Annotated in this window: 14 protein-coding genes; 9 read left to right on the forward strand and 5 right to left on the reverse strand. The window is 54.3% G+C overall.

The window, feature by feature from the left end; all coding sequences use genetic code 11:
* Positions 1 to 64: 64 nt before the first annotated feature.
* The gene (gene fni, locus M6D81_RS27360; protein ID WP_262680361.1) at positions 65 to 1,126 is read left to right on the forward strand and encodes a type 2 isopentenyl-diphosphate Delta-isomerase; all 1,062 of its coding nucleotides are present in this window, start codon (positions 65 to 67) and stop codon (positions 1,124 to 1,126) included.
* Between the two features lie 22 nt (positions 1,127 to 1,148).
* On the opposite strand, the gene M6D81_RS27365 is transcribed toward fni, so the two are convergent.
* Genes M6D81_RS27365 through M6D81_RS27375 form a run of 3 tightly spaced genes read right to left on the reverse strand, consistent with a single transcriptional unit; the run spans position 1,149 to position 4,668 of the window.
* Positions 1,149 to 2,240, reverse strand: a complete 1,092-nt coding sequence (locus M6D81_RS27365; RefSeq protein ID WP_262680362.1) for a Ger(x)C family spore germination protein — start codon at positions 2,238 to 2,240, stop codon at positions 1,149 to 1,151.
* Positions 2,237 to 3,337, reverse strand: a complete 1,101-nt coding sequence (locus tag M6D81_RS27370) for a hypothetical protein (RefSeq protein ID WP_262680364.1) — start codon at positions 3,335 to 3,337, stop codon at positions 2,237 to 2,239. The genes M6D81_RS27365 and M6D81_RS27370 overlap by 4 nt, the downstream gene beginning before the upstream one ends.
* A complete protein-coding gene (locus M6D81_RS27375; RefSeq protein WP_262680365.1) occupies positions 3,334 to 4,668 on the reverse strand; it encodes a spore germination protein in 1,335 nt (444 codons plus the stop codon). The genes M6D81_RS27370 and M6D81_RS27375 overlap by 4 nt, the downstream gene beginning before the upstream one ends.
* 128 nt (positions 4,669 to 4,796) lie before the next feature.
* Here M6D81_RS27375 and M6D81_RS27380 point away from each other — a divergent pair, with 128 nt between their 5' ends.
* From M6D81_RS27380 to glpX, 3 genes are all read left to right on the forward strand, one after another.
* Positions 4,797 to 5,546: a class I SAM-dependent methyltransferase gene (locus M6D81_RS27380; protein WP_262680366.1), complete on the forward strand. Its 750-nt coding sequence runs from the start codon at positions 4,797 to 4,799 to the stop codon at positions 5,544 to 5,546.
* Positions 5,543 to 6,553 carry an MBL fold metallo-hydrolase gene (locus M6D81_RS27385; protein ID WP_262680367.1) on the forward strand — a complete coding sequence of 337 codons (1,011 nt, stop codon included), beginning with the start codon at positions 5,543 to 5,545 and terminating at the stop codon, positions 6,551 to 6,553. The genes M6D81_RS27380 and M6D81_RS27385 overlap by 4 nt, the downstream gene beginning before the upstream one ends.
* 316 nt (positions 6,554 to 6,869) lie before the next feature.
* Positions 6,870 to 7,880, forward strand: coding sequence for a class II fructose-bisphosphatase (gene glpX / locus M6D81_RS27390; protein ID WP_262680368.1), 1,011 nt, complete (start codon positions 6,870 to 6,872; stop codon positions 7,878 to 7,880).
* A gap of 88 nt (positions 7,881 to 7,968) precedes the next feature.
* Here the strand turns inward: glpX and M6D81_RS27395 are convergent, their stop codons facing one another.
* Positions 7,969 to 8,508 carry a phosphatidylglycerophosphatase A family protein gene (locus M6D81_RS27395; RefSeq protein WP_262680369.1) on the reverse strand — a complete coding sequence of 180 codons (540 nt, stop codon included), beginning with the start codon at positions 8,506 to 8,508 and terminating at the stop codon, positions 7,969 to 7,971.
* 132 nt (positions 8,509 to 8,640) lie between these two features.
* On the opposite strand from M6D81_RS27395, the gene M6D81_RS27400 reads away from it, so the two are divergent.
* The 3 genes from M6D81_RS27400 to rdgB all read left to right on the forward strand — a co-directional run bounded on the left by M6D81_RS27400 (position 8,641) and on the right by rdgB (position 11,273).
* On the forward strand, positions 8,641 to 9,717 hold the full coding sequence (locus M6D81_RS27400) for a GerMN domain-containing protein (protein ID WP_262680370.1): 1,077 nt from the start codon (positions 8,641 to 8,643) through the stop codon (positions 9,715 to 9,717).
* Positions 9,718 to 9,861: 144 nt separating this feature from the next.
* On the forward strand, positions 9,862 to 10,608 hold the full coding sequence (gene rph, locus M6D81_RS27405) for a ribonuclease PH (protein ID WP_262680371.1): 747 nt from the start codon (positions 9,862 to 9,864) through the stop codon (positions 10,606 to 10,608).
* The gene (gene rdgB / locus M6D81_RS27410; RefSeq protein WP_262680372.1) at positions 10,605 to 11,273 is read left to right on the forward strand and encodes an RdgB/HAM1 family non-canonical purine NTP pyrophosphatase; all 669 of its coding nucleotides are present in this window, start codon (positions 10,605 to 10,607) and stop codon (positions 11,271 to 11,273) included. Before rph ends, rdgB begins: the two co-directional genes overlap by 4 nt.
* Here the strand turns inward: rdgB and asnB are convergent.
* On the reverse strand, positions 11,233 to 13,077 hold the full coding sequence (asnB, locus tag M6D81_RS27415; protein ID WP_262680373.1) for an asparagine synthase (glutamine-hydrolyzing): 1,845 nt from the start codon (positions 13,075 to 13,077) through the stop codon (positions 11,233 to 11,235). The genes rdgB and asnB overlap by 41 nt on opposite strands.
* A 139-nt stretch (positions 13,078 to 13,216) precedes the next feature.
* On the opposite strand from asnB, the gene M6D81_RS27420 reads away from it, so the two are divergent.
* On the forward strand, positions 13,217 to 13,564 hold the full coding sequence (locus M6D81_RS27420) for a hypothetical protein (RefSeq protein ID WP_262680374.1): 348 nt from the start codon (positions 13,217 to 13,219) through the stop codon (positions 13,562 to 13,564).
* Between the two features lie 128 nt (positions 13,565 to 13,692).
* Positions 13,693 to 14,280, forward strand: a complete 588-nt coding sequence (locus tag M6D81_RS27425) for a P-loop nucleotide/nucleoside kinase family protein (protein ID WP_262680376.1) — start codon at positions 13,693 to 13,695, stop codon at positions 14,278 to 14,280.
* Positions 14,281 to 14,625: the final 345 nt, after the last annotated feature.

The raw sequence follows: 14,625 nt of genomic DNA on the forward strand, positions 1-14,625 counted from the left end.
ATACATGTCCGATTGTGCTATGCTTACTATAGTTAACCTAATTCAGGTGCGGGAGGAAGCGGGCTTGAAAGCGACGAATAAAGAAACGATAACAAGACGGAAACGGGAACATATTGCGATATGCCTCAACGAGCAGGTGGCAGGCGTAGGCATCACGACAGGGCTTGAGCGTGTACGCTTCATTCATAACGCATTGCCGGAAGTCAGCTTCCGGGAGATTAGCCTGGAGACGGAATGGCTGGACAAGCGTCTGGCTGCGCCGCTGCTGGTCAGCTCGATGACGGGTGGAACGGATGAGGCCGGTGCTATCAATCGCAGGCTGGCCGTCGCGGCGGAAGAACGCGGCTGGGCGATCGGGCTGGGCTCCATGCGCGCCGCAATCGAGAGCGAAGAGCTCGCATCGACGTTCTCGATCCGCAAGGAAGCTCCGAGCATCCCCGTCATCGCCAATCTCGGAGCTGTTCAGCTCAATTACGGGTACGGACCGGATACCTGCATGAGAGCAGTCGACATCGCCGAGGCGGATGCGCTTGTATTGCATCTGAACAGCATGCAGGAAGTGTTCCAGCCGGAAGGCGACACCGATTTCAAAGGGCTGCTGAAGCGGATCCGCGAAGTATGCCGGTCATGCCCGGTGCCGGTCGGCATGAAGGAAGTGGGCTGGGGGCTGGATGACGCCACCGCAGCTCTCCTTCATGATGCAGGCGTCTCCTTCCTGGACATTGCCGGTGCTGGAGGCACATCGTGGAGCCAGGTAGAGAAGTTCCGCACGAGCTCGCCGGTTCAACGCGCCGCCGCCGAAGCTTTCCAGGATTGGGGCATTCCTACCGCGGAAAGCTTGCTGGAGCTGCGGAGTCGGCTTCCAGACGCTTTCCTCATCGCGAGCGGCGGGCTGCAGAGCGGTGTGGATGCAGCCAAGACGCTGGCGCTGGGGGCCAATCTGGCCGGCTTCGGGAGATCGCTGCTTCCCCGTGCGGCGGGCGAGGATGCCGAATTGTCCGTCGCCAGCCTGCTGGAGCAATTCCAAGTGGTGGAATACCAATTGCGCGCCGCAATGTTCGGCATTGGAGCAGCCACAGTGAAGCAATTGCGAGAGACGAAGCGAATCAGCATCCATACGCCATAATACGAATGGCTGCATCCAGCATTTACTTGATCAGCCCCGTACCCTCAACCTTGACGTGGGCATGCACCTGGAAACGGGCTTGGGGGTACAGCTCTTGCCATTGCTCCCAGCTCCCCTGTCCGTTATGCATAGCCCGGTAGCGCAGGCCGAATCCGAAGGGATCGATACCGGCTCGCCGGATTTTCTCCAGAAGCGCCATGCTGACCTTCTCATAATCACGGCTCAACTCGTTTTCAAAAGCTTCCCATGATGCATTGTAGACTCCGCTTGGCGCCTCCTCGAACACGACTTTCATCCTTATCCGCATGACGATAATGGTTTCATCTTGCTCCTGCTTGATCCGGAAGGAGGATTGGAGGGAGTTGATCGCAATGACAATCGGAGTCCCTTTGAACATGCCGTGCATAGACGCTTTTGTGAAGTGCTTGGACAGCTGATTGAATAGCTGCGTCTCGGTTGGCGATAGCATCATTTTTATTTTCTGCTTATCCATTAGGGCGATTTGATTGACAATATAGCTGGTCCGGTTATCGTTCCTGATGAACGCAAGCGCGGGGTCCAGTCCTTTCTCCGCCAGGCGCCTGTTCAAACCCGACAACGTCTCAACATACGTATACGACGATTCCGTGCCGTCCGAGCCGAATGTGAGGTACAGGGCATTGCCGGGGTAGAGTTCTGAGGTCGCTCTGACCTTCAGAACCGTCTCCGCATCCGGCTCGCCGACGGCTAGATTCGCCACGCTCTGAATATCCCGCCTTCTGGACATCCAGTCAATGACAGGACGAATGTCCTTGTCAGCCAGCGTATGGCCGATAAGGAACATTTTACAGTGGCCGAAGTCCAGCTCCTTGTCCACATAGGATTTCAACATTCGAATCCCTTCCGCTATGCTGGGGGCGTCGATGATTTCGTATTGCGTTTTGGAGGCGCCGGATTCCACTTTCGGAGAAGGGATCGCCAGTTGGAGGGTAATCCGATAAGGCTTGTCCTTGTTGCCCGACCAGTCGATTCCTGTCCCTACGACGAAGAAGCGCTTGTCGATGTCCTTGAATCCGCATCCGCCGAGCGTCCCGATGACAACCGCTAAGCACAGCAGACGAATAAGCAGTCTCATGTGCGATCCATCCTCCTTCTGCTCAAGACGAATATCCATACGACGAGCAAGATTTCCACGAACAGCCTCAGAATGAGCCAATAGGATGCGTATCTCACATTCTCCTTCTCGTTGACAAGGAACATGTAAGCCAAGGTGAACACGATGAATACGGCGATTATGACGTAATTGGACACAGGAATTCGGTGATTGTCGACCTCGGGCTTGCCGCCTGGCAGGCAGCTCTTCACAAATTCCATCGCTTGGTGCCAGGCAGTCATCGTGAAGACGAGCGTGAGGTTGAGGAAAACAATAAGAAACAGGAAGAGCAGGCGCTCGATAAAGCCGTATTGCATAATTAAGGAATCCGCAGTCACACTCCATATGTACACATACTGGCCTACAGCTTCAGTCCCGTGCAAGCCGATGGGAATGAAGAAGGTCGCAAGCAGGACGGCGAATCCGAATACAGGGTAAATATAACGGTACTTATACTGGAAATTGGGCGGCATAAGCCGGTTGTACAGCGACATGCTAATATATCCGGTGAAGATGTATGTAGCGGCTGCCAGTGCAGACAGATTCGGCATATTGACCACATAATTGGCGGCGACATGGACGGCATCCCAATTGAATTGCGTGTCCGTCAGCATTTTGACGAGAATGAACAGAATGAAAGGCGCGTTCAGCAGCAAGAGAATTTCCAGTACGAACATAACCGTAAGCGACGAGCGGGTCGCGGCATATCCGCATGCCAATAACAGCATGAACAAGATGACGAATGTATTAGCGTCGGGATTAAAGAAGCGGTTAATCAATATGGCGTAAGCGACAATAACAAATACGGACGAGAGCCACCACATGATGGCGAAGCCTCCGATGATCATGGAGCTGAACCAGCGAGGGTACCGTTCCCGGAAAATGTCGGGCATGCCCATGCCCGGAAATCGCGACATCGCGCTTGTGTACATATAGAGAAGCACGGTTCCGACGACAGGAGCGATAACGAGCGACATGACGGTTCCGTCGTAGCGATGCTGGATGAGCACGTATGGTACAAAAAGCATCAGATTCATGAAGCTTACGCATGCAAAATTGTAAAAAAAATAACGGTTCATATTTTTCTCACCTGTCCAATATCCCCTTCGATCGGGTTAAGCTGACCGTTCACGCGGAAATACGGCTTGCCGAAGCTTCGCAAATGAGCTAAATAAACGATATAGAGGAATACGCCCACGGCGACGCCGGAAATGCCAAAGAAGATAGATAGCAAAATAAGCGGATACTTCAAAAAGCGCATGGAAAAAGACAATGAGCTTATCGGAATGACAAAATTGGAAATCGCCACGACAGAGGTCACGATAATCATGATGCTGCTTACGAGTCCGGCCTGCTGGGCTGCCTGCCCAAGAATCAGGCCTCCTACCGTCGTCGCCGTAGATCCGATATATCGCGGAAGCCGAATGCTGGCCTCGATAAGCGTCTCGATCATGAACAGCATAATGAACACTTCCACGAAAGAAGGGTACGGAACCGCCGCACGGCTGGCTGCGATGGAGAAGGCAAGCTGGACGCGGAACAGCTCCGGATTGTACGAGACGACGGAGATGTACAGGGCCGGCAGCGTGATCGTCAGGACAAGGGCGGCATAGCGAATGAAAATAATGAATCTCGTCATCCAGAAAGCCTCGTAATTATCCTCTACGGCATGCATAAATTCGAAGAAGGTGACGGGCATAATAAGCGCGAACATGCTGCCCTTCAACAAAATCACAATTTTGCCCTGGGCAATGCTGCGGGCGATGCGGTCCGGTCTTTCTGTAATGAGAATGGTAGGAAACAGATTTTTTTTCTTATCGACAAGCAGCTTGCCAAGCTCGCCCGCGGCATGCACCATGTCCGTTTTCATTCCGATCAGCTTCTCTTTCACTTGATTCAATACACGCATATCGACATGGCGCTGATCGAATAGAAGGGAGACCGGCGTCTGGGACATGTTGCCGATATGATGCTCCTCAATCGACAGATCCGGTGTCGGGTAGAAGCTGCGTATTAGGTTAATCGAGTTTTTCAAATCCTCGCTCAGTGCGATCTGCGGTCCCTGAATGGCGCTTTCTACTTGCGTCTTGGGGCTTTCATTGCTAATGATCCTCTTGGCATCGAAGGCATATACATCGCCGTCTGCTTCGATCAGAACGTGGCCGCGCAGCAGCTGATCCTGCCACTTCGAGACGTCGGTCACCAGCTTGTATTCCGGAATGCGCTGCAATTGATCGCTATAGGGCTGCTCTTCCTTGGTGAATGGTACGAATATAAAATCGCTGATCTTATGCTCGTCGCACAGAGGATGGATATAGGCCACTTCAATGGTCATGCTGCTGTTCCTTAGCGTGTGCAGCTCCAAATCATAGGATTGTGCGAACATCAGAGAAATATGTTTGAGCAGCAAGAGGAAAGCCCTCCTTTCAAGTGGATGGAGCAATAGGATGAAGCGCAATAGCGACGAACTTAGTGTGCGTCATCCGTGGCGGAATATGCTAAAATGGGGTGACATGCTTAGAAGGAGTAGTTGCTATAATGATAAAACCATGGTACGAGCAAAGCTTCGGCAAGGATTATATGATCGTATACCGTCATCGCGACCGGGAGAATGCCGGCATGGAGGTTCGCAGCATGGCTCAAGCGCTTCATATTCCAATCGGCTCCAGCGTGTTGGATATCGGCTGCGGCATGGGCAGGCATGCGCTTGCTCTGGCGGAAGCCGGCTACAAGGTGACGGGAGTGGATCTGTCGGAAATCCTGCTGAAGGAAGCGCGCGCCCATGATCCGAACGGAGCGGTAACTTGGCGGCATGGCGATATGAGAGATCTGCCGTTCCCCGACGGCTCGTTCCATGCGACAGTGAATATGTTCACGTCCTTCGGCTATTTTTCCTCGGAAGCCGACAATGTGAGGGTGCTGGAGCAGATACGCAGAGTATTGAAGCCGGGAGGGGCTTTCCTGATCGATTTTCTTAACCCTTCCTATGTGGCGAGGAATCTGGTGCCGGAGTCCCGGCGGAGGGATGAAGAGAGCGGTCTGCATATTGCGGAGGTCCGGTCGATCGTAGACGGTTGGGTCCAGAAAGAAATTACGGTGAGCGACGGCGGGATGGACGGGGAGAAGAGAGAATACTTGGAACGCGTAAAATTATGTCCGCTGGAGTGGTTCCAGCTGCATCTGCCGCAAGCGGGGCTGCGATTGGAACGCATCCTGGGGCACTACGACGGGAGTCCGTACGAGGAAGCGGCATCGCCCCGAATGATAATGGTAGGTAGATCCGTATGAGCGGATTCATTGCGGAGCTTCCTGAAGGTTGGCTGCAGGTGAAGGTGCCCCTACCGTTCTCCCTGAAGTGGGTGAACAGCTATATGGTGCCGGAGGAAAGAGGCTATACGATCATCGATCCCGGCTTGCGAACGGAAGAGGCGGTTGGCGCATGGAGCAAGGTTATGCAGGATAGAGGCATTGCATGGCTGGATATCTCGCGCATCGTGTTGACCCATCAGCACCCCGATCATTACGGACTGGCGGGATATATGCAGGAGAGAAGCGGCGCCCCCGTCTACATGTCTTCCCGCGCGCACGCTTATGCCCGAAGGCTGTGGGGAGAAGACAGCGATTATCCGGAAGCGCTGGAATCGCTCTTCCTGCAGCATGGCATGCCTGAAGGTCTAATGGATGATATTGTACGGAATTTGGCGGAGTTCGTATCCCGCGTAAGCCCACAGCCCGTCGTCCAATATATCGAAGCGGGGGAGAAGCTGCAGCTGGGCGGTAGGCAGTGGCAGCTGATCGATGCGCCGGGCCATGCCTTCGGCGGCTTATGCTTCTACCAGCCCGAGCTGGGCTGGATGCTGTGCGGCGATCAGGTGCTGCCGCATATTACGCCGAATGTCAGTGTCGTGCCGGGGGAGGAACGCGATCCTCTTGGCTGCTTCCTGCACAGCCTGGAGGAGCTGAAGGCGTGGGAGGTAACATTGGCGCTTCCCGGCCATCGGGAGCCGTTCACGGGCTTTCGCGAACGGATCGAGCAGCTGCAAGGGCATCACGACCGGCGGCTTGCCGCGATGGAGGAGCTGTTGAAGGGGGCGCCTATGAGCGCATTTGCAGTATGCGAGACGTCGTTCGGCAGTCACTTGCGGCGGAACCCGCATAATCTGCGCTTCGCCATGGCGGAGACGCTGGCTCATTTGTTTCATCTGGAAGGCATGGGACGGGTTGATGCAGTGCGGAAGGACGGTACACTGGAGTACGAAGCCTCTCCTACGGGCATTGTTTCGTTTGAAGCATAGAAGAGAGAATGGAATAGACATTCAAACCAATCAGCGTGCTGGTTGGTTTTTTGCGTATTTGAAGATGGATAGAAGACGGAGGAAATGTGATGAATAAAAAGGGGTGTCTCCTGCTTATGTGACAACTCATATCTGTATACATCGAAAAGGTTGGTATAAATACATTTTTAAAGAACAATAAAAGATTGTTATACTTGATATATTGCATCATATTAAAATATATGATACATATTAAATAGGGGGAAACGTGGGGGACCACAGGAACGGCACAATATCCAATCGAACATACGGAATGACTAAACGAGGAGAGATGGACATGGAGAGGGAATTGGCGCTGGAAATCGTAAGGGTGACGGAATTGGCGGCGCTTGCGTCCGCTCCTTGGATGGGCAGAGGGGATAAGAACAGCGCGGACGGAGCAGCCACTTCGGCGATGCGGGAGATGTTCGACTCCGTCTCTGTCAAAGGTACGGTTGTCATCGGGGAAGGCGAGATGGATGAAGCCCCGATGCTGTATATAGGGGAACAGGTAGGCAGCATGAACGGACCGGAGGTGGATGTAGCGGTCGATCCGCTGGAAGGGACGGACATTGTTGCCAAAGGCTTGAATAACGCATTGTCCGTCATTGCTGTTGCGGGCAAGGGACAACTGCTGCACGCGCCGGATATGTATATGGAGAAGCTTGCTTACGGACCGGCTCTCGTCGGCCACCTTAGCATTACGGACCCTATGGAAGCGACCTTGAAGAAAGCTGCGGAGGTGCTGAAGAAGAAAGTATCGGACTTGACAGTCATGATATTGGATCGAACACGTCATGAATCGCTGATCAAAGTGCTGCGCAAAGTAGGGGTAAGGATCAAATTCCTGTCCGACGGAGATGTGGCGGGTGCGATGGCGCCAGCCTTCCCGGAGGCGGGCATCGATCTCTATGTCGGCTCCGGCGGCGCACCGGAAGGAGTGCTCGCAGCGGCGGCGCTGAAGTGCTTGGGAGGCGAGCTGCAAGGGCGGTTGATGCCTGCGGACGCATCGGAATATGAGCGCTGCATTCGTATGGGAATCAAGGACCCTTATCGCGTATTGACGATGGAGGATATGGTAGGGACGGAAGATGTCATATTCGCGGCTACCGGTGTGACGCCGGGAGAATTCCTTGGCGGAGTCAGATACTTGCCGGATGAGCGGGCCGAGACGCATTCCATCGTCATGCGCGCTAAGACGAGGACGATCCGGTTCGTGAAATCGCTGCATTATCTGCCCAACAAGCCGCTACTGAACCATACGCTTCCCGAACCTGCCATGGAAGCGAATGCCGATACGCAGGAGTAAACTGAGGCATAATTGATAAGCCCCCTGGTCTCCATGAGAGACAGGGGGCTAATTCCCGTGGCCGATTGCATGGCCGTCAAGTGATAGCTTAATCGAGCGGCGGAGCCGTCTTGCCTTCGCGTTCCGCTTGCTTGCGATGGGCGATACGGCTTGCTGCCGATGCGGCTATCGCACCTACGATATCATCCAGGAACGTATGAATCTCGCCGTCTTCCTTGCTGTTCAAGCGGACAAGAATGCCCGGCTTCACCTTATCGATGTATCCGAAATTCGTAAATCCGATGCTGCCGTACACGTTCACGATGGACAAGGCGAGAATTTCATCACAGCCGTACAAGCCTTCGTCATGCTTGATCATATCCTGAAGCGGACCCATGAGGCCGCCTTGCTCGGCAAGCATATCCAGCTGAATGCCAGTCAACACGGCGTTCTGAACTTCGCGCTTGGATAGAACGGCATCAACATGCTCCACGCAATCTTCCGGGGTCAGTCCGGGAAAATAATCTTTCTGCAGAAAGTGAACCAGCTCCGCAATGTCCATCTTCGACACGCCGCGCTTCACCAGCCACTCATCCGTTGCTTTTGCGACTTTGTCGCTATCCAGACTGTAGATTTCCGAATTACTCATTTTCTGGTTCCCCCTTAGGATTTTGTGGACAAAACTGGTCTAAAAAAAGGAAGGGCTCGTATACATATTACTACAAATGCGGAGTTGTACAAAGCCGACCAGGCTAAAAAGAATCGGGGAGGAAATGTGAAGATGATAGGAAGAAGATGGATTCGCCATACTGCGCTGGTGGCTCTGGTGGTGCTGCCTGTACTGACTGCCGGCTGCGGCCTGTTCTCGAAGGAAACAAGTCAACCGATCGATCCGCCGCCACAGGATCAGAGCGGATCGCAAGTGGATATGACCGATGACGCGGGGAGCGAACAGACAAGCATGGGGAACTTGCCGTCGGACGGGGACGTGCCCCGCATGACCGTATACTTGCAAGACTCCGACGGCTACCTTGCTCCCGTAGCGCTGCCTTACACGCTGGCGGACGGGGAGCTGCCGGGACAGAAGGCGCTGGAGATGATGGTGGAGAACGGAGCATATGCAGCGGGCATGCCGGAGGGCTTCAGAGCCATGCTGCCGCAAGGAACGCAGATTCTGAATTATGACGTCAATCCGGAGACCAAGATCGCTACAGTGGATTTCTCCGAGCCGTTCGTCAGTTATAATCCGCAGGATGAGAGGGCTATGCTGGAGTCGATCGCATGGACGCTCACAGCAAGTCCGGAAGTGAAGGGTGTTGAACTGTATGTGGAAGGCGAGCGATTGTCGGAGATGCCGGTTGCGGGTTATCCGCTGGATGAAGCGTTGACGCGCGGAATCGGCATTAACATCGAGCTTGCCGAGGGAGTAGCCTACAACGCATCCTTCCCGGTAACGCTGTATTTCTCCAATCAGACACTGAACGAGGAGCAATATTACGTGCCTGTGACCAGACTTGTCGCACGATCCGATTCTGCCCTGCATGCCGCGATGGAGGAGCTGATAGAGGGGCCGATCAATAAAAATCTGACCGGGGTCATTATACCGGGCATGGAAGTGGCCAGCATCGAAGAGAAAGACGGCGTTGTCACAGTGGACTTGTTGGATGAGACTTACGAGGATGGACTACCGATACCTGCGGAAATGCTCGAGGCTGTCGTCTTGTCCTTGACGGAGAATACGGATGCGGCTGCCGTTCAAGTCATGATCAACGGTCAGTCCGGAATAATGGATGACCATAATCGTTCCTATAGCGAGCCCGTCGGCCGCAACCATCACGTTAACGCCTTGAAATCGTAATAGCAGTAGAGGACAAGGCTGGAGCGGCTGCTCCAGCCTTGTCCTTCCTTTTGGCATAGATGGGAGCCACAAGGTGCATTTGTCCCGATGCTTTGTTACAATAGTAAAGATTACATAGGAATAAAGGTGCAGGAGGCATACTACATGAGAAATGACAGTCGGCAAAAGAATCAGCTTAGGCCGATCACAATTGCGACCAATGTGAACAAGCATGCGGAAGGCTCCGTCTTGATTGAATTCGGTGATACGAAGGTGATTTGTACAGCGAGTGTGGAGGAGCGCGTGCCGCCTTTCATGAAGGGGCAAGGCAAAGGCTGGATCAATGCGGAGTATGCCATGCTGCCGCGTGCGACGCATTCCCGCAACCAGCGGGAGTCTGCAAGGGGCAAGCTGACGGGGCGTACGATGGAGATACAGCGGCTTATCGGCCGCGCGCTGCGTTCGGTTGTAGACCTGCAAGCGCTGGGAGAGAGAACGATCACACTCGATTGCGATGTCATTCAAGCTGACGGAGGGACTCGCACCACTTCCATTACGGGAGCATTCATCGCGTTGGCGCTGGCTGTGCAGCAGCTCTCCAAGACATCAAGCTTCTCCAAATATCCCATTACCGACTTCCTGGCATCTGTAAGCGTAGGCGTCATTCAGGAGCAAGCGATGCTGGATCTGAACTATGAGGAAGATTCCAGAGCGAAAGTGGATATGAACGTTGTCATGACGGGACAAGGCAAGTTCGTCGAGGTGCAAGGGACGGGCGAGGATGCGCCGTTCAGCCGCGACGAGCTGAATGCGCTGCTGGCGCTTGCGGAGGAAGGCATCACAGAGCTGATCGCGAAGCAGCGCGATGTGCTTGGCGAAGCCGCAAGCCGAATTGGGGAGAAGTCCAAATGACGGATCAGCTGATTATCATCGCTTCCAAAAATAAGGGGAAGATCGCGGAATTCTCCCACGCTTTCGGCCAATTGGGCATGCGGGTGGCCAGCCTGCACGATTATCCCGACTTTCCCGACATTGCGGAGACCGGGGATACATTCCGGGCGAATGCTCGGCTGAAGGCCAAGACGTTGGGGGACGCACTGGGCATTCCCGTTCTTGCCGACGATTCCGGTCTGGAGGTTGATGCGCTTGGCGGCGAGCCGGGAGTCTACTCTGCGCGGTACGCCGGCGAAGGGGCGACGGATGCTGCCAATAATGCGAAGCTGCTGAAGGAGCTTGCCGCCTTGCATGAAGCTGAATCCGTCGAAGCCGAGAAGCTGCCGGACGGCTCGAATATATGGAGCAAGGCCAGATTCGTATGCGTTCTGTCTCTGTACGATCCCGCCGACGGTTCATTCTTGGAAGCTGAGGGCGAGGTGGCGGGCGTCATAACCGACCGCCCGCACGGCGACGGAGGGTTCGGCTATGACCCGCTCTTCTGGCTGCCCTGGCTGGGCAGAGGGATGGCAGAGCTTTCGAAGGATGAGAAGGGCGGCATCAGCCATCGCGGCGAAGCGCTGAGGAAGCTGCTTGCCCGCCTTAGCCGATCCGAACCCGATAGTGCTTCAGCCACGTATTGACTTGCACGAGATAAGCGAACAGCTGAGGGCTTGACATGAGCTGGCCGAACCAGGGCAGATGGCTTCCCTGGGTTGCCTGCTCTGCAAGCTCTCTTATTTTCTTCGCATCGATAAGAGGAAGCAGCGGGGACGACTTATCGTCCAGCACTTCCAGTACCATGCTGCGCACCGCCTCCAAGTAATTGGGGTTGTGCGTTTTTGGGTATGGGCTTTTTTTGCGCGTCAGCACATCGTCGGGAAGAATTCCCTTCAGCGCCTTGCGAAGAATCCCTTTCTCCCGGTCTCCCGCCGTCTTGATCTCCCAAGGTATATTCCATACGTACTCCACAAGCCTGTGATCGCAGAACGGAACGCGGACCTCCAGTCCGGCCGCCATGCTCATTCGGTCCTTGCGGTCCAGCAGCGTCGGCATGAAGCGGGTTATGTTCAAATAGGACATGCGCCGCATTCTTCTTCTCGTCTCGTCTTCCCCGTCCAGACGGGGAACCTCCGCTATCGCCTCGGCATACCGGTCCCCGATGTATTCTTGCGGCCGAATCCACTCTGCGATGTCAGGCGAGAGCAAGCCGGCGCGCATGCCTGTAGCCAGCGACCAGGGGAAGGTATCCGCGGCAAGCGCATCCTCGCGGTGGAACCAAGGGTAGCCTCCGAATATTTCGTCGGCGGCTTCTCCGGATATCGCGACCGTAGCGCCCTTCTTGATCTCGCGGCAGAACAGCAGCAAGGAAGCGTCCACATCCGCCATGCCGGGAAGATCGCGTGCAATCGTCGCATCGCGCAGAGCCGCTGCCAGCTCTGGCGTATCGAACTGTATCGGATGATGTACGGTGCCGAGATGAGAGGTCATGCGCTGAATCCACGGAGCGTCGCTGTTGGGCTGGAAGGCGTGCGCCTGGAAGTGCTTGTCGTTGTCCCGGTAATCGACCGAATACGTATGCACGTTGCCTTGACCGTTCCGGTCGTAATATTGCACGGCGAGCGTCGTTAACGCGCTGGAATCCAGCCCGCCGGACAGCAGCGTGCATACGGGCACATCGGAGACCAGCTGGCGTTCTACCGTATCTCTCAGCAGTTCCCGTACCTGATCCGCCGTCTCCTCTACGGAAGCACCATGCTCGCTGCTTCTAAGCCGCCAGTACGTGATCGTTTTGGCTCCCGCTGCATTGACGACCATGCACTGTCCAGGCCGGAGCTCTTGTATATGCTTGTAAATGCCATGTCCCGGAGTGCGGGCAGGTCCGATGACGAATATTTCCGCCAGCCCTTCCGCACCTACTTCCGGCTGTACGGCGGGGTGTGCGAGGATGCACTTCAGTTCGGAGCCGAACACGAACAAGTCCCCTTGCTTGCTGAAGAACAGCGGCTTTACCCCCAGACGGTCGCGTGCGATGAACAACTCTTGCGCTGTCATATCCCAGATGGCAAAGGCGAATATGCCGTTCAGCTTCTCGACGCACGCTCTGCCCCATTCCATGAAAGACACGAGAAGCACTTCCGTATCGCATGTCGTGGCGAATGTCCTTCCTCTATTCTCCAGCTCTCGGCGCAGCTCCTGCGCATTATATAGCTCCCCGTTGTAAACGATGACATATTGATCGTCCTCTGTATACCGAATCATCGGCTGGGCTCCGTTCTCGGGATCGATGACCGCGAGTCTTCGGTGGCCGAGAGCGCAATGTCCGGATATCCATGTGCCAGACGCATCCGGGCCGCGCGGTGCGAGTTCGTCCGTCATGCGCTCCAGATGCTTGCTTTCTTTAGTCAAATCACTGGTCCAATCGATCCAGCCTGTAATTCCACACATACTACTCATTCCTCTCTATGCTGGACTCCAGTTGCGATAATAACAGTTATATGCGGCAATCGGCATAAAATGTCTGTCCCGGGGGGGATGCTATGAAGGGTATAAGCTGTCAAAACAGGCAGAAAGGGGAGCAGGTGTTATGAACGAAGCATACGAAGGAGAGGGAGCCTCGCAAGACAGAAAGCCGTATTATGTATCCGTGCAAGCGGGGCAAATACTGGAGGATCAAGCTGCTGCCGTATACGAGCTGGACATCCTCGCGACCGATGAAGAAGTGGCGACGCTGCGCGAATTGTTCGAGGAGCTGTCGACGATGGACGAAGCGTCCATGTTTCATTTTAGCCGCACGTTCACCGAGACCGATTCCGATCAGTCGATGAATAGTGCATGCGACGATATTTTGAATGAAATATACCGGAAGCTGCATGAATGCGGGACCGAGGAGACGAAGCGGCATATCGACTCGATGCGTATGCTCGGCGGGTGATCGGGATTGCATTGATGCGCGAGAAATCGGGTGTTTTGGCGAGACGTGCCGCCCGATGCGGAATGAACCTTTGGCAACGTTGACGAATAGTGGTATAATTTCACTCAAAAAAAGTGGAGGCATCAATGTTGCAAAAGCTGGTTTTTTTCGCAGGGGTGGCAGGTACAGGGAAAACGACGGTGGCGAGGAAGCTGAGCGACAAAATGCCGGCAGCCTTTCTTGACCGGGATACGATCGGGGGGCGCTTCGTAGAAGCGATACTGGAGATGAAGGGGCTCGATAAAAACGACCGCGACTCCCAATTCTATAAAGACAATTTGAGAGATTTGGAGTACGATGCGACACGCGATGTATGTGTCGAAAACTTGGCGGCGGGGCAAAACGTCTTCATGATCTCGCCGTTCACGGCGGAGCTCAAAAATCGGGAGTGGATCGAAGAGGTTATAGCGGATGCAGGATTGTCCCGCGAGCAGGTCGATGTCAAGGTGGCGGTCATCACGCTGCAGGATATGGAATTGCAGAAGGAAAGAATTGTGGAGCGCCGAACGGAACGCGACAAGTGGAAGCTTGAGCATTGGAGCGACTTCCAGAAGCGCGTCGATTTCGTACCCGAGATCAATTGGGATATCCCGGCATCTTCCATACTTATATTCGACAATAGCGGCGAGCTGACGGAGGAGAAGGTGGAAGTGCTGTATCGGTTCGTGAACGAGTAATGTCATAATAAACGCTATATAAGTGATATAAGTGAGCATCCCGGATTCGTCCAATTGGACTAGCCCGGGATTTTTGCTGTTGATGACCGACCATGAATAAAAGCGCGAGCGAGTAACTGTGTGTGAAGTTTCGTACAAAAGTAGCTGGGATAGGGTGTGATTGGACATGCATTGTGTGAAAAATCGTATAAAAGTGGATGGGATGCGGTGGTGGCGAGTGACTTTGTATGAAAATTCGTACAAAAGTGGCTGGGATGTGGTGGTGGTGAGTGACTTTGAGTGAAAAATCGTATAAAAGTGGATGGGATGCGGTGGTGGCGAGTGACTTTGTATGAAAATTCGTAC

Origin of the sequence: Paenibacillus sp. J5C2022, assembly GCF_025567625.1 — a bacterium.
Lineage (GTDB): Bacteria > Bacillota > Bacilli > Paenibacillales > Paenibacillaceae > Pristimantibacillus.

Coding starts and splice junctions, on each gene's coding strand:
- rph (WP_262680371.1), top strand. CDS start 9,862: ATGAGAAATGACAGTCGGCAAAAGAATCAGCTTAGGCCGATCACAATT.
- asnB (WP_262680373.1), bottom strand. CDS start 13,077: ATGTGTGGAATTACAGGCTGGATCGATTGGACCAGTGATTTGACTAAA.
- M6D81_RS27365 (WP_262680362.1), bottom strand. CDS start 2,240: ATGAGACTGCTTATTCGTCTGCTGTGCTTAGCGGTTGTCATCGGGACG.
- M6D81_RS27420 (WP_262680374.1), top strand. CDS start 13,217: ATGAACGAAGCATACGAAGGAGAGGGAGCCTCGCAAGACAGAAAGCCG.
- M6D81_RS27400 (WP_262680370.1), top strand. CDS start 8,641: ATGATAGGAAGAAGATGGATTCGCCATACTGCGCTGGTGGCTCTGGTG.
- M6D81_RS27380 (WP_262680366.1), top strand. CDS start 4,797: ATGATAAAACCATGGTACGAGCAAAGCTTCGGCAAGGATTATATGATC.
- rdgB (WP_262680372.1), top strand. CDS start 10,605: ATGACGGATCAGCTGATTATCATCGCTTCCAAAAATAAGGGGAAGATC.
- glpX (WP_262680368.1), top strand. CDS start 6,870: ATGGAGAGGGAATTGGCGCTGGAAATCGTAAGGGTGACGGAATTGGCG.
- M6D81_RS27385 (WP_262680367.1), top strand. CDS start 5,543: ATGAGCGGATTCATTGCGGAGCTTCCTGAAGGTTGGCTGCAGGTGAAG.
- M6D81_RS27370 (WP_262680364.1), bottom strand. CDS start 3,337: ATGAACCGTTATTTTTTTTACAATTTTGCATGCGTAAGCTTCATGAAT.
- M6D81_RS27395 (WP_262680369.1), bottom strand. CDS start 8,508: ATGAGTAATTCGGAAATCTACAGTCTGGATAGCGACAAAGTCGCAAAA.